The 12,850-nt window shown below is 59.2% G+C and carries 11 protein-coding genes and 1 pseudogene; 1 reads left to right on the forward strand and 11 read right to left on the reverse strand.

Annotation, left to right across the window (positions count from 1 at the left end; translation table 11 throughout):
* The 6 genes and pseudogenes from PMI07_RS14290 to PMI07_RS14315 all read right to left on the reverse strand — a co-directional run bounded on the left by PMI07_RS14290 (position 1) and on the right by PMI07_RS14315 (position 5,674).
* A complete protein-coding gene (locus PMI07_RS14290) occupies positions 1-972 on the reverse strand; it encodes a tripartite tricarboxylate transporter substrate binding protein (protein WP_007760584.1) in 972 nt (323 codons plus the stop codon).
* A 111-nt stretch (positions 973-1,083) separates the two neighbouring features.
* On the reverse strand, positions 1,084-1,863 hold the full coding sequence (locus PMI07_RS14295; protein ID WP_007760586.1) for an SDR family NAD(P)-dependent oxidoreductase: 780 nt from the start codon (positions 1,861-1,863) through the stop codon (positions 1,084-1,086).
* A 9-nt stretch (positions 1,864-1,872) separates the two neighbouring features.
* A complete protein-coding gene (locus PMI07_RS14300; RefSeq protein ID WP_007760587.1) occupies positions 1,873-2,823 on the reverse strand; it encodes a 4-hydroxy-tetrahydrodipicolinate synthase in 951 nt (316 codons plus the stop codon).
* Between the two features lie 276 nt (positions 2,824-3,099).
* Positions 3,100-3,780 (reverse strand): TetR/AcrR family transcriptional regulator, encoded by a 681-nt coding sequence (locus PMI07_RS14305; protein ID WP_245277139.1) that lies wholly within the window; start codon positions 3,778-3,780, stop codon positions 3,100-3,102.
* A 287-nt stretch (positions 3,781-4,067) separates the two neighbouring features.
* Positions 4,068-4,612 (reverse strand): annotated as a pseudogene (locus PMI07_RS14310) (adenine deaminase C-terminal domain-containing protein); the annotation flags it as partial.
* A gap of 123 nt (positions 4,613-4,735) precedes the next feature.
* The gene (locus tag PMI07_RS14315) at positions 4,736-5,674 is read right to left on the reverse strand and encodes an N-carbamoyl-D-amino-acid hydrolase (protein ID WP_007760602.1); all 939 of its coding nucleotides are present in this window, start codon (positions 5,672-5,674) and stop codon (positions 4,736-4,738) included.
* A gap of 263 nt (positions 5,675-5,937) precedes the next feature.
* Between PMI07_RS14315 and PMI07_RS14320 the strand changes: the two genes are divergently transcribed.
* Positions 5,938-7,269 carry an LLM class flavin-dependent oxidoreductase gene (locus PMI07_RS14320; protein WP_007760604.1) on the forward strand — a complete coding sequence of 444 codons (1,332 nt, stop codon included), beginning with the start codon at positions 5,938-5,940 and terminating at the stop codon, positions 7,267-7,269.
* A 59-nt stretch (positions 7,270-7,328) separates the two neighbouring features.
* Here the strand turns inward: PMI07_RS14320 and PMI07_RS14325 are convergent, their stop codons facing one another.
* The 5 genes from PMI07_RS14325 to PMI07_RS14345 form a co-directional block, all read right to left on the reverse strand.
* Positions 7,329-8,348 carry an ABC transporter substrate-binding protein gene (locus tag PMI07_RS14325; RefSeq protein WP_024163809.1) on the reverse strand — a complete coding sequence of 340 codons (1,020 nt, stop codon included), beginning with the start codon at positions 8,346-8,348 and terminating at the stop codon, positions 7,329-7,331.
* Positions 8,349-8,477: 129 nt separating this feature from the next.
* Positions 8,478-9,284 carry an ABC transporter permease subunit gene (locus tag PMI07_RS14330; protein WP_024163810.1) on the reverse strand — a complete coding sequence of 269 codons (807 nt, stop codon included), beginning with the start codon at positions 9,282-9,284 and terminating at the stop codon, positions 8,478-8,480.
* A gap of 4 nt (positions 9,285-9,288) precedes the next feature.
* Positions 9,289-10,050, reverse strand: coding sequence for an ABC transporter permease subunit (locus PMI07_RS14335; RefSeq protein WP_007763882.1), 762 nt, complete (start codon positions 10,048-10,050; stop codon positions 9,289-9,291).
* Complete coding sequence (locus PMI07_RS14340) at positions 10,047-10,880, reverse strand: ABC transporter ATP-binding protein (protein ID WP_007763878.1); 834 nt, start codon at positions 10,878-10,880, stop codon at positions 10,047-10,049. The genes PMI07_RS14335 and PMI07_RS14340 overlap by 4 nt, the downstream gene beginning before the upstream one ends.
* A 60-nt stretch (positions 10,881-10,940) precedes the next feature.
* Positions 10,941-12,776 (reverse strand): adenine deaminase C-terminal domain-containing protein, encoded by a 1,836-nt coding sequence (locus PMI07_RS14345; protein ID WP_024163811.1) that lies wholly within the window; start codon positions 12,774-12,776, stop codon positions 10,941-10,943.
* Positions 12,777-12,850: the final 74 nt, after the last annotated feature.

A 12,850-nucleotide genomic window follows, 5' to 3' on the forward strand; every position in this document is an offset into this window, starting at 1 on the left:
TCACTCTACCTTGATGCCAGTAGCGTCGATGATGGAGCGGTAGCGGGTGGTTTCATCCGAAACGAAGGTCTTCAGGTCGGCACCGTTCTTGTAGGCGGGCTCAAAGCCGAATACAGCAAGCTTGTCCTTGAATTCCTGCGAGGTCGCGACGTTCTCGACAGCCGAGTTCAGATATTCCTGTGCTTTCGGATCCATGTTCTTCGGCCCCCAGATGGCGTACCAAGACAGCATTTCCAGCGGCTCCATGCCACTTTCGGCAACGGTCGGGACATCAGGTGCCAGGGCAGAGCGCTTCAGACTGGTGATCGCGAGAGCCTTCAGGCGGTTGGCCCTCACATGTGGAAGCGAAGACAGGATCGGATCCGCGATCAGTTGAACCTGTCCGCCGATCATGTCCGTCAGTGCCGGACTTGCACCCTTGTAGGCGACGATTTCCGTATCCACGCCAGCCTCGTGCTTGAGAACCTCAACGGTCAAATGACCGGCAGAACCATAACCCGATGTCGCGAAATTGAAATCGTCGGGATTTGCCTTCACCTCGGCGAAGAACTCCTTCAGCGTATTTGCCTTGACGGTCGGATTGGTCGTTACCAACAGCGGGCCTGCGGCGACTTCGCCGATATGCGTGAAGTCATTGATGATATCGAACTTGACGTTCTTGTTCAGGAGCGGCGTCACGACATGGATTGATGCGTTGAACAGCAGAGTATAGCCGTCCGCAGGGGCCTTGATCACCTCTGCTGAGCCGACGGCGCCCCCAGCGCCCCCAGCGCGGTTATCGACGACGAAGGTCTTGCCGGTCTTTGCAGCCAGGCCGCTCGCGAGAACCCGCGCTATACCATCGACTGCACCACCTGGCGGATAAGGAACAACAATTGTGACAGGACGCGATGGGAAGTCATCCGCTGCTGCAAAGGCTGGAGACACCAGCGTCATCGACAAGGCAAGCAATGTTGGTCCAACACTTCTCATAATTGTGTTCCTTCTGGTTAAAGTCGCGAGCGATCAATGAGATTTCTTTGCAGTTCTCGATCGAATATCCGGGTTTTCGAACCTTCGATCATGACAAACGCTCTGCTATCGTCAGAACGTTCCGGGGTATTGCCCCCCGTCTATCAACAGGTTTTGCGCCGTTACGAATCCGGCCCTGGCAGAGCACAGGAAGGCAATATAGCTGCCAACCTCATCCGGTAATCCGTAGCGGCCAGCCGGGTTTTGTGCTGCCCGCGCACTCCAAATTTCCTCGAACGGCCGGCCGCTATCCTCTGCCAGAACCCTGACATGCTCGCGCTGGCCGTCCGAAGCGATGATCCCTGGGAGGACGTTGTTGATCGTCACGTTGTATTTGATGGTCTGACGGGCGAGACCGGCAACGAAACCGACAAGACCGGACCGCGCAGCATTCGACATCCCCAGCTCGACCTGCGCGATCTTGACGCTGCGCGAGACGATGTTCACCACGCGGCCGAAACCCCGCTCCATCATGCCGTCCACGGTAAGACGCATCATATCGATCGGCGTCAGCATCATCCGGTCGATCCCGCGCAGCCAGTCCTCACGGCTCCAGTTGCGGAAATCGCCAGGAAGCTCGCCATCGGCGTTGTTGACGAGAATGTCCGGGCTCGGGCAGGCCGCCAGCGCGATCCTACGTCCTTCGAGCGTCGTGATATCACCCAGAACGGTCGTGACCTGGGCGCCGGTCAGATTGCGGATCTGGCTCGCCGTTTCTTCAAGCGTCGCCGCCGTGCGGGCCATGATGGTGACATCAACCTTCTCGCCCGCAAGCGCCAAGGCCGCCGCTTTGCCCATGCCGCGGCTTGCACCGGTCACAAGCGCCTTTTTTCCGGATATGCCGAGATCCATGACATGACCTCAAGCGGCGATGGCAGAGGCGGACTTGACCGTCCAACCGTATTTGCTGTCGAGGCCCAGTTCCTGAACGATGCGAATACCCTTCGCCAGCGCTTCGCCTTCAAGGCCCGTCAACGGCCGGCGGAGTTCGCCGGCAGGCAGGCCGACTGCCTTCATCAACGATTTGACCGCCACTGGGTTGATGGCGGAATAGTTGTAGTGAAGAAGGGGCAAAAGGTTTAGATAATTGGTGCGGAAATCTTCCGCTTCCTCGTAACTCACCCATGGGCGAGACATGACAGCGACTTCGGCGGGCGCGATGTTTCCGCTCATGTTAGCCGTACCGTGGCCGCCAAGACTCATGGTCGGGACGACCAAGCCGAGATTGGGGCTGTCACAGCACATTACCGAAACATCCGGACGAGCGGCAAGAACCTGCGCGACCTGACCCACACGAGCAGTTGATTCCTTGTGCACCACGTAGTTCGGGTGCTTGAAGATGCGCAGCAGATGATCCCAGTGCAGGTCGCTCTTCACACGCGGCGGATTGTTGTAAAGGCCGAGCGGAAGGTCGGTGGCATCGGCGATTTCCAGGAAATAGCGCTCGATATCGGCTTCCGGCGCGCAAATATAGGCGGGCGCGGCAATGACGGCGCCATCTGCACCGTTTGCGTGTGCAAACTTGACGTTCTCGATCGTAACATCGGTGTTATTGCCGGTGCATCCGAAGAAAATCGGCATGTTCTCAGACTTCATCTTCGCCATTTCGACGATGATTTTTTTCTTCTCATCGGCGGAAAGCATGGAGACCTCTCCGGTCGAGCCCATGATCAGGATGGCAGATGTGCCATTGGATTCGTGAAAGGACAGGAGTTCGCGGAATGCTCCGAAATCAACGGCGCCGGACCGGTCGAATGGGGTAATCAACGCAACGAAAGACCCCGTGATTTTGCGGCTTGCAGTTAGCGCCATCAGATTGCTCCGTAAGATTAAACAATGTTTGAAACATAGTTTAACACTCACGTCAGTCAATGACTAAGAATGGTCATTGCGGCTAAATATTGAGCAATGTCTGCACAATAATAGCGCTCCTCCGCGCGGCCACGTCTTTCCTCGTTATCATGGTCTTTGGCGTTCCGAGACGTGCGCTGTATCTTCGTGAAATCTGAAAAATCTATTCAGGGATTTTTATGGAATTGGCTTCAATGGCATCCACTCCCGTTTCGAGCGAGAGCCACTTGCTGACTGTTATTTGACCGGCGGAGCCCGAAACCCGGCACAGACGAATGACTTCAGTTGCAAAATGATCTGCTCATCGTCATCAGTGTCGCACAACCCGCCAGACAATTGCTTGAGACGATAGGATGATGGGTCGGAGTCTGTCAAAACCTGCATGACTGCACCGATTGCGAAATTATAGCGCCAAAAAATATCCTTGCGCGTCATTGACGGAATGACTCGCGCCAGCGCATCGATGAATCGGAAGATCGCCGGATCGACGCGCCGGATAAAAAAACTCGTTGTCAGCTCACGCGGACGCGAACGGATCTGAAGGATCAGCCGCGTCAGAGGCCGCGCTCCGGATGCATCCCGGCTCAGCTGGACCATCGGCCGAACCAGAGCCTCGACGACATCCTCCAGGGAAGGCAATTCCGGCGATGCTGCCTTTTCGCATGCTTCCAGCGCCGCGATGCGCGCATGCGTGTAGGGCTCCATCATCAAATTGAGCACTTCACTGATCAGTTCGTCCTTGGAACCGAAATAATAATTCACCGCCGCCACGTTGACATCAGCGCGAAGGGTAATCTCCCGAACCGTTGCCAGGTCGAAGCCCTGCTCAATGAAGACGCTTTGCGCCGCCGCAATAATCCGGCCACGAGGATCCCCTGCCTTTGCGTCCGAAGCTCCATCAGATGTCATCGCGGTCATTACTTTTCGTGCCATGCCGTGGGGATTCTCTGTCTCATCTGTAGTCAGGGGAGTGGTAAGTGCTGTCGCGGTACCGTGGTTTGCTATGCTATAATCAAGAGTAACGCTACTAGGCAAATAAACCTCGGCTCGACTCATGGGGAGTCGGGCAGCCAGGCGCCGCATTGGATGTATGACAGAAACGCTGGATTGAGAAGTTGCGGTGATGTCAGGTTAACTGGTCGTGAAGCTGTTGCTGGGTAGAGGGCTTCATGATGCAGCCCAAAGTCCGCTACAAGCGTCGAACTTTAAAAGACGACCGGATGGATTGCGCCGGTCTGGACATTCGCCAGTCCCTGAGGGGCATAATCGCTCGGCGCCACCAGAACCCAGCGCCACGGTGCGCAAGTGACAGTGGCCCAGGCCAAACGCTCGGGAAAGCCCGGATACCAGCGTGGCTGGAAACTCGGTTCATACATCCAGTCAACCTTCTCGCCCTCGGAATACAGCGCCTGCATCTCGACATGCAGGGCTTCCGCGGGGCGACAGCTCATCAGGCCAGCAACCTCGTACCGAACCCGCGCCGCCAGCTCGCCTTCGCGCACCAAGGCCCAGCCACCATCATTGTCGGCGAGCGAGTTGACGGCCTTGGCCATCGCCTCGTTGGAAGAGCTGACGCACCAGACATTGTGCTTGTCATGCGCCATCGAGCAGGCGAGAGCCGCGTCCGGCGTGCGCGGGCCGCAACCGAGCCAGAACATCTTCGAGACCGCCGCCTTGCCGGAGAATCGGTCGACGATTGAAATTTTGTAATGTTGCGTGTCTCGTCGCGCTGCACGAGACCGTCTACGACCCGCGTCGAGGCTGATGTCGTTGACGGAGCGTGCAGTCACGGGTCTGGCCCTGTCGGTCATTGCTGTGTTTGTATCTCTCCGACATTCCGATCGGCATACCGGAGTTCGCTGGCTATCGATTTCTATCTCGCCGGCTCGATGACGCCCTTGCGCTCTACGATCAGACCATATTGCGATGGTTCCCGGTGGCGGGCAAAATCGAAGATGGTGCGCTTGTACAATGTGCCCATGTCGAGATCGCATTTCGCGTTGACGAGTTCGTCGCCGGTCGTCGATGCCATGGCGATGATTTGGCCCGAGGGTGCCACGATCATCGACAGGCCGATCATGTTGGTACCTTCCTCGCAACCGGCCTTGGCGGCGGCGGCAACCCAAGTGGCGTTCTGATAGGCGCCAGCCTGCAGCGACAATTGATGGTGAAAGCCGGTCAACTGATCGAAATCGAAAACGCCGGTATGATTGTCCGGGGTATTATAGCCGATGCAAATCAGTTCGGCGCCCTGCAGCGCCATGACGCGATAGGTTTCAGGCCAGCGCCTGTCGTTGCAGATACACATGCCGACGATCCCGTCCAGGGTTCGCCAGACGGGGAAACCGAGATCGCCCGGCTCAAAATATCGCTTTTCCAGATGCTGTGCCGTCCGGCCCGGTACCGGTTCGGCGTGGCCGGGCAAATGAATCTTGCGGTACTTGCCGACGACGCTGCCGGATGCATCGACAATAATGGCCGTATTGAAGTGGTGCGTCACTCCGTGTTCGACGGCGAGTTCGGCATAACCGATATAAAAGCCGATCCCGAGTTTTTTTGCTTCCTCAAACAACGGTAGGGTTTCCAGGCTTGGCATCTCGGTTTCGAAATAGGCATCGAGTTCCTGTTGGTCGTCGATCAGCCAGCGGGGAAAGAAGGTGGTGAAGGCGAGCTCCGGGAAAACGACGAATTCGGCGCCGCGCGCCTTTGCTTCGCGCAGCAGCGCTATCTGACGTTTGACGACCTGCGTGCGGGTGTCCGCCTTGGCGATCGGCCCCATTTGTGCGCAAGCAATATTGATAGTGCGGCTCATCCACCAGCATCCTTGTTTCGGACATGGCCGTAAAGACCTTCGTCGCCTAGCCTCTCCAAGATGGCGGAGACTTACAAGACGCATTTTTCGGACGAATTTTTCCGCTGTATCCCTTAACCCCGCAGCCTTCCGCTTGTGCCTGCGGCGACCGTTGCCAAAGTCGCAACGGTCGATGCCGACAATTGCGCTTGTGCGCGGCGCGCATCACTCCTTAATTCTTTCGTCATTCCCAAAATGCCCGATGGTCAATCGAGGAGCCTGAAATGCGTCGCAAAGACAAAATCAAACTGAATGCCTATATGACGTTCACCGGCAACCATTTCGCCGCCTGGCGTGATCCGAACTCCACGACCGGCCTGCAACTGGCTCATTACGCCCAGCTGGCAAAGGCAGCCGAAGAGGCCAAGATGGATGCGGTTTTCCTGGCCGACGGCGTCAGTGTACCGCTGGACAATCCGACCGCCGCAAGCCGAAACGCCCACAATGGCGTGCGACCGTTCGAACCCGTCACGCTCCTGTCCGCCCTATCGGCCGTCACCAGCCATATCGGTCTGATTGCCACAGCATCCACCAGTTTTTACGAGCCCTATAATCTAGCCAGGCTGTTCGGGTCGCTCGACAATCTGAGCGGCGGCCGCGCCGGCTGGAACCTTGTGACGTCAGCAGATCCGTTCTCCGCATTGAATTTCGGCCTCGTCGACCAGCCGGATCATGGCGAGCGTTATGTCCGGGCCGAAGAATTCGCCGATATCGTCTTAGGCTTGTGGGACAGTTTCGAGGAGGATTCCTTTCCGCGAAACCGTGAAACGGGTGTCTATCTCGATCTCGACAAGGTCCATATGCTCAACCATCACGGCAAGTATTATCGTGTCCGGGGGCCGCTCAACCTGCCGCGTTCGCCGCAGGGGCATCCTGTCGTGGTACAGGCGGGGGCATCGGAACCGGGACGACAGCTCGCCGCCCGAACCGCTGAGGCGATTTTCTCGGCCCATGACAAGACTGCGGATGCGGTCGCGTTCTATTCCGATCTCAAGGGGCGCATGCCGGCCTTTGGCCGGGAGGCCGATGACATGAAGATCATGACGGGCTTCCTGCCGGTGATCGGCAGCACGCAGTCGGAAGCGGAAGACCGGTATGCCCGGCTGCAGGATCTGATTGATCCGGAAATCGGCGTCGATCGCCTGTCCAATCTGCTTGGCGGCATTGACCTCAGAGGCTATCCGATCGATGGACCCTTGCCGGACATGCCGGAAACGAACCGCGAGAAAAGCCGGCAAGCGCTGATGGTCGAAATGGCGCGGCGCGACAACCTGACGATCCGCCAGTTGTATCAGCGCGTGATGGGGTCCTCTGGGCACTTTCAGGTGATCGGCACGCCCGAGCAGATCGCCGACGCGATGGAAGAACGTTTCGAGGCCTATGGCACTGACGGTTTCAACGTCATGTCGCCGGTCTTCCCGGGAGATCTCCTGACCTTCACCACGACTGTGGTCCCGGTCCTGGTGCGCCGCGGCCTGTTCCGCTCGGAATACGAGGGCACGACATTGCGGAATCATCTGGGGCTCAAGAAGCCCGGGAACCGGTTTGCCGCATGACAAAGGAGCCGCCAGCATGGCCGGCGGCTCCTTTCCCTCGAAAGCAAAAGCGAGTGTTGTCAGCCTTTCAGGGCTGCATGCGCTTCGTCGGCGACCGAATAGTCGATACACTTCGACAGATCCGGAATGCTGGTGCGGCCGGACGCCTTGGCGGCATCGATCATCGGGCCGTTGATGAGATCCTTGTCGAGGGTGAACAGCGGGTAGTTCGGTTTGTCGGCCGGGCGCAGCAGGCCGATCTGGACCTCGTTCTCCTCGATCTGATGCTCGTAATTGAGCGAATAGTCCCGCCCGTATTTTTCAGTGGCGTATTTGGCCGCCACCTTCGGGTCCTTGGAGTTTTCCGCCCAGCCCTGGATCATGGCCTTGACGAAACCGACGACCGCGGGACGATTGGCATTCAGATAGGCGCGCGTCGTGAACAGCAGGCCGGAATAGGACTTGAAGCCGAGATCGTCAAACAGCGTGAAGAAATAGTCCTTGTTCGGGGTCATGCCCATATGCTTGAGCTGCAGAGGCTGATCGGTGGCGTAGCCGATATGGCCGTCGCCCTGACCCGCAACCAGCGGTTCCGGCGAATAACCGACCTCGACAAGCTTGAGTTCCGGCGGCAGCTTGTTGATGGCGAGCGTCGCTTCCAGCGTGGTTTTCACGGTCGCACCCTTGCCCAGGAAGGTTGCGCCGACCATGTCCGCGGGTTTCAGAATCGGCCGTTTGGCTAGCGACAGAATCCCGAGCGGCGAGCGCTGGAACGTGACGCCGATGAGGACGAAGTCGTTGCCTTTGTTGACCGCATCGATGAACGGGATCCAGCCGGTGATGCTGACATTGGCATTGCCCGCGGCGACCGCGACGGGACCCTGCGGGGCATTCGGGCCGCCCGGCGCATAGGTGAAGTCGACGCCTGCCGATGACATGTAGCCCTTTTCGAGGGCGACCCACAGGCCGGCATATTCGATGTTGGGGATCCAGGCGAGCTGCATGCTCAAAGGCGTGGCAGCCCTCGCCATTGACGGCAGAAAAGGCAACATCGCCGCACCGGCGATTGACGTGAGCATCGTTCGGCGATTTACCAGCATGGAAAACTCCTGGATAGCGATAGGGTTGGACGGGATTAGACGCAGGTTTCAACCGCTTGAGAAGCGCAAAGATCGGTACGTTGCGTTGCATGGACGCGTACGATCGTCCCGCATTGCAAGCTCCTCAGCTCAGTCCCAGCGGTCGCGGACGATACGTTCGGCGGAGATGGCAAGAAGAAACCCAATGACCGAGATGATGGTCGCGACAAGGCTTGCCCCGAGCGCCCGCGTCATATCGAAACTGTCCCTGGCTTCGCTGAAAACCGAACCCAGACCGCTGGTGCCCATCGCAAATTCGGCGATGATCGCAGACAGCACGGCACTGGCGGCCCCAAGCCGAAGGGCTACCATCCAGTGTGGCACGGCTGCCGGCAGCGCGAGATAGCGCAACTGCATCCATGTCGAGGCGCCATTGACCCGGAACAGATCGGCGCTACCGGGGGGAAGCGCCCGAAGGCCGGACCCTGTGAAGACGAAGGACGGGAAGAAGCTGATAACCGCCACGATCGCAATCACGGTTCGGATATCGTATCCGAGCAAGCGCGCGATGACCGGCACGAGCGCGACGGCCGGGACTGCCGTGAAAATCAGGGCCAGAGGCGTCAGCAGGCCCGAAAACAGCCGGGAATACCAGGCCAGTATGGCCGCGACGCTGCCAAGCAGCATGCCGATGACCGTTCCGATAATCGCAACGGCGAGCGTCTGCAGGCCGGCGAAGGCGAAAAGGCCCAGATTGGTGGCGACCTGATGCAGGACGCTGAGCGGAGGCGGCAGCACGATCGCATTGTAGCCACTGATCAGCACCCAGGCCTGCCACGCTCCGAGGATGATGATGACGCCCCAGAAACGAGCGACGAACCGCGCGAAGATCGAATATAGCCACCGCAGTGGATTGGCATCGATGGGCTCGGCCGTAACGCCTTGTTCAGGTTCCATCGCCTTATCCAAACCGGTGAGAGACGTAATGTTCGATCAGGCTGGTCAGAGCCATCATCGACAGCGAGATCGCCACCGATAACAGCACTGCGGACCAGAGCATCGGGATCTGGAAATTCTGCATTGCGGCGACCATCAGCAGACCAACGCCCTGCGGCGCGCCGAACCATTCCCCGAGAATCGTGCCGATCAACGCAGCAGGCACGGCAAGTTTCAGGCCGGCCGCAATCGACGGCAGCGCGGCTGGCAGTTCCAGCCAGCGGAAGCGGTCGTAACGATTGGCGCCATAGGCCGTGAACAGGTCGCCGTGAGTGTTGTTTACGCTCAGCAAGCCTGACGACGTCGCATTGTAGACCAGGAAAAACACATTGAGCGCACAGATGGCGATCGGCGTCGCCGCCAACCCGAAAAACACGATCAGCAGCGGGGCCAGCGCGATCGCCGGGATCGCGTGAATTACGGCGGTCGTCTGGTCGGTGCCGACTTTCAACCTGGGCCACAGATGCCCGAGCAGGGCGAACCCGAAACCCATGACGAAACCTGCGACATAACCGAGAAGAACGGAGCGAACCGTCGCGGTCACGGCGCGCTGGAATGTGCCGAAGCGCGATGGCGTGGCCAGCACGTCGAGGACGCTGGTCAATGTCGGCCAGCCCATTCCGGCAAGCCGGTAAGCGCCGATAACCTGCCACAGAACCAGGAAGAGGATCACCCCGACTGCCCCGGTTAGAAGGTTCTTCGCCATGCTGCCGTCGCCGCTGTTCATGGAGCGCCCGTCCCTTCCGTGGGATGAAGCGCCTCTGTCAGTTCATTGACGAGGTGGTGAAATTCGACCGTCCGCATCACGTCCGGGTGACGCGGGCGTTCGAACGGAATGGCGACCTCCCGGATGATGTGACCCGGCCGCCCGCTCATCACGATCACCCGGTCGGCCAGAAAGACCGCCTCATCGACCGAATGGGTGACGAGGAGCGTGGTCGTGCGCTGCTCCGACCAGATACGCTGCAGCTCTACATTCATCTGCCGCCGCGTGACCGCATCGAGCGCGCCGAAGGGTTCGTCAAGCAGCAGCACGTCCGGATTGAGAAGCAAGGCCCGGGCGATCGCCGCGCGCTGCCGCATGCCGCCGGACAGTTGCTTCGGCCGCGCCTTTTCGAAGCCGGCGAGGCCGACAAGGTCTATGAGTTGTGCGACCCGACCCGGATCGGCCTTGAGATGCGCAAGCCTGTAAGGCAGCGCGACATTGTCGAAGATCGTCAGCCATGGCAGCAGCGCATGGTCCTGAAAGGCGATCCCCATCCTGTGATTGGCGGCGCAATCGGCAGGCGTGGTTCCGAGCACCGACAGCGTGCCTTTCGTTGGCTCGTCGAGCGACGCGATCATTCTCAGGATCGTGCTCTTGCCGCATCCGCTCGGTCCGAGAATGGCGACGAACGCGCCCTTGCCGACGTTCATGGAAACGTCGGAAACTGCCTTGACCTCGCGACGCGCATCGAGCCGGAAATTCTTCCCCACCCGATCGAGGTTGATGGCCGGGATGCCGGCGGTCCCAATGATCGGTTCCGGGGCAGTCGGCTGTATTGACGCTACGCTCATGGGGCTTCCCCTGCCATCTGGAAGAGCGAAGAATATTTCCAGGCCAAAGGCTTATATGCTTCAGTGCGCGCAGCCATCATGGTCTTCGGCTTCCAATTCAAAACGTCCGATAGGTTCGATGACCGTGTCCCGGATCGCCATTTCCTGTGCGTCTATGAGGCCGAAATCCGTAAAGCCAAAGTTCGGAATGTTGGCCAGGCTGAAGCCGTTGAGCTTCAGGAGTACGCGGGGAATCGGCGGGCAGCCCAGTTCGTCGATCAGAATGCGCTCGAGCTTGCGGGTCTTGTCGGCGACCGCCTCCAGCGGCTCTTCCGACATCAGCCCGGCGACCGGCAGGGCGAGTTCGAAGATCAGCTTGCCGTCCTTGACCAGCGCGTAGCCGCCGCCACGGCGGATCACCTCGTTGGCCGCTTGCGCCATGTCGTCGTGATTGGCGCCCACCACCATCAGATTGTGCGCATCGTGGCTGACGGTGCAGGCGATCGCCCCGTATTTGACATGGACGCCACCCATGAACCCGCGGCCGATGTGACGCGTCTCGCGATGGCGATCGATGACGGCGACCGCGGAAATACCCTGATCGGCATCGGGCATCACAAACCCGCTCTCCGTGTCGAGCACAAATTCCTGCGCCGATTTCGGGCTGGTGGTCATGATCGCCCAGACTTTCGTCTTTGGTGCGTTGTGCGGCACGCGCAGCTTGAGGTCCTCGGCCGTCACTTCGCCGCCGACCCGCATCGTGTTCAGCGCCCATTCCGGGTAGCGGAAGCCACGATCCGGGGCATCGTAGATCCCATCCCGGAAAACGAACTTGCCATCGATCATCACTGCGTCGACCGCAACTTTTTCCAGGTCGGACAGGATGATCAGGTCGGCGCATTTGCCAGGCGTCACACTTCCGTAATCGCGGTCGATCCGCAGCCCTTCCGCGACATTTAGCGTGCCGATCTGGAATGCAGTGATCGGATCCATGCCTTCCTCGATCAGCATCCGGATCCGGCAATCGATATGCCCGTCGTCGACGAATTCGTGCGGATAGACATCGTCCGTGCAGAACTGGAAATAACGGGTGTCGAGATTCTTTTCGCGAATGAGACTGCTGAGTTCCCGGAACTGTTCGCGGTCGAGACGATGTTTCGGTCGCCAGGCAAGGACCGAGCGCATGCCGCTGCGGACATTCTCCATCACCTCGGCAATGTTGCCGGCGACATGGTTGTCCTCCGGACCACCCGCGATGAAGGCATTGAGCTTTGCGCCTCTCAGACCCGGGGACTGTCCCGAGACCGTCATGCCGCGATCAATGGTGATGTCGATCTTTTCGAATTGTTCGTCGTCCTGACGAATGATCAGATTGGGATTGATGTCGCCTGCCAGGCACACAGCCTCGGGCCAGTCCATCATGGACTCGGTGTCGGCGATCGAGATCTTGGCGCCGGAAGTCTCCAGCCAATCAGGCATTGCCGGGATGCGGGCGGGAACACGCAGGAGCAGCTTCATGGGCACGGTTGCAGCTTCGTCGAACATTAGCCGCATGCCCGGCAATCCGAGCACATTTCCGATCTCGTGAGGGTCTGCTGCGACCATCGTCACTCCGTGCGAGACGGCGGCGCGGGAATATTCGCGCACGGTAATCATCGACGCTTCGACATGCACATGCGGATCGATGAATCCGGGGGACACATACCGGCCGCCCAGGTCCTCGACCGGGCAGTCCAGCCAGCCACCCTCGCCAGGTTCAGCGATTGCGGCAATCCTGCCGCTCTTGATGGCGATATCGGCCGCGACGATTTCCCGCGTGACGGTGTTGACGATCCGGGCATTTGCCAGCACCAGATCAGGAGCGAGCTTTGCGAGAGCGGTATCCGAAAGAATGCGCCTGAGATCTTTTCTGGCCACTGAATTCTCCTCACGTCACCATGCATGCAATCCCGGCAAGAACTGCCGTAATATCCAAAACACGACAAGCGCAA

This window comes from Rhizobium sp. CF080 (assembly GCF_000282095.2).
Taxonomy (GTDB): Bacteria; Pseudomonadota; Alphaproteobacteria; order Rhizobiales; family Rhizobiaceae; genus Neorhizobium.

Coding starts and splice junctions, on each gene's coding strand:
- PMI07_RS14300 (WP_007760587.1), bottom strand. CDS start 2,823: ATGGCGCTAACTGCAAGCCGCAAAATCACGGGGTCTTTCGTTGCGTTG.
- PMI07_RS14305 (WP_245277139.1), bottom strand. CDS start 3,780: ATGACCGCGATGACATCTGATGGAGCTTCGGACGCAAAGGCAGGGGAT.
- PMI07_RS14330 (WP_024163810.1), bottom strand. CDS start 9,284: ATGGAACCTGAACAAGGCGTTACGGCCGAGCCCATCGATGCCAATCCA.
- PMI07_RS14335 (WP_007763882.1), bottom strand. CDS start 10,050: ATGAACAGCGGCGACGGCAGCATGGCGAAGAACCTTCTAACCGGGGCA.
- PMI07_RS14295 (WP_007760586.1), bottom strand. CDS start 1,863: ATGGATCTCGGCATATCCGGAAAAAAGGCGCTTGTGACCGGTGCAAGC.
- PMI07_RS14290 (WP_007760584.1), bottom strand. CDS start 972: ATGAGAAGTGTTGGACCAACATTGCTTGCCTTGTCGATGACGCTGGTG.
- PMI07_RS14325 (WP_024163809.1), bottom strand. CDS start 8,348: ATGCTGGTAAATCGCCGAACGATGCTCACGTCAATCGCCGGTGCGGCG.
- PMI07_RS14320 (WP_007760604.1), top strand. CDS start 5,938: ATGCGTCGCAAAGACAAAATCAAACTGAATGCCTATATGACGTTCACC.
- PMI07_RS14340 (WP_007763878.1), bottom strand. CDS start 10,880: ATGAGCGTAGCGTCAATACAGCCGACTGCCCCGGAACCGATCATTGGG.
- PMI07_RS14315 (WP_007760602.1), bottom strand. CDS start 5,674: ATGAGCCGCACTATCAATATTGCTTGCGCACAAATGGGGCCGATCGCC.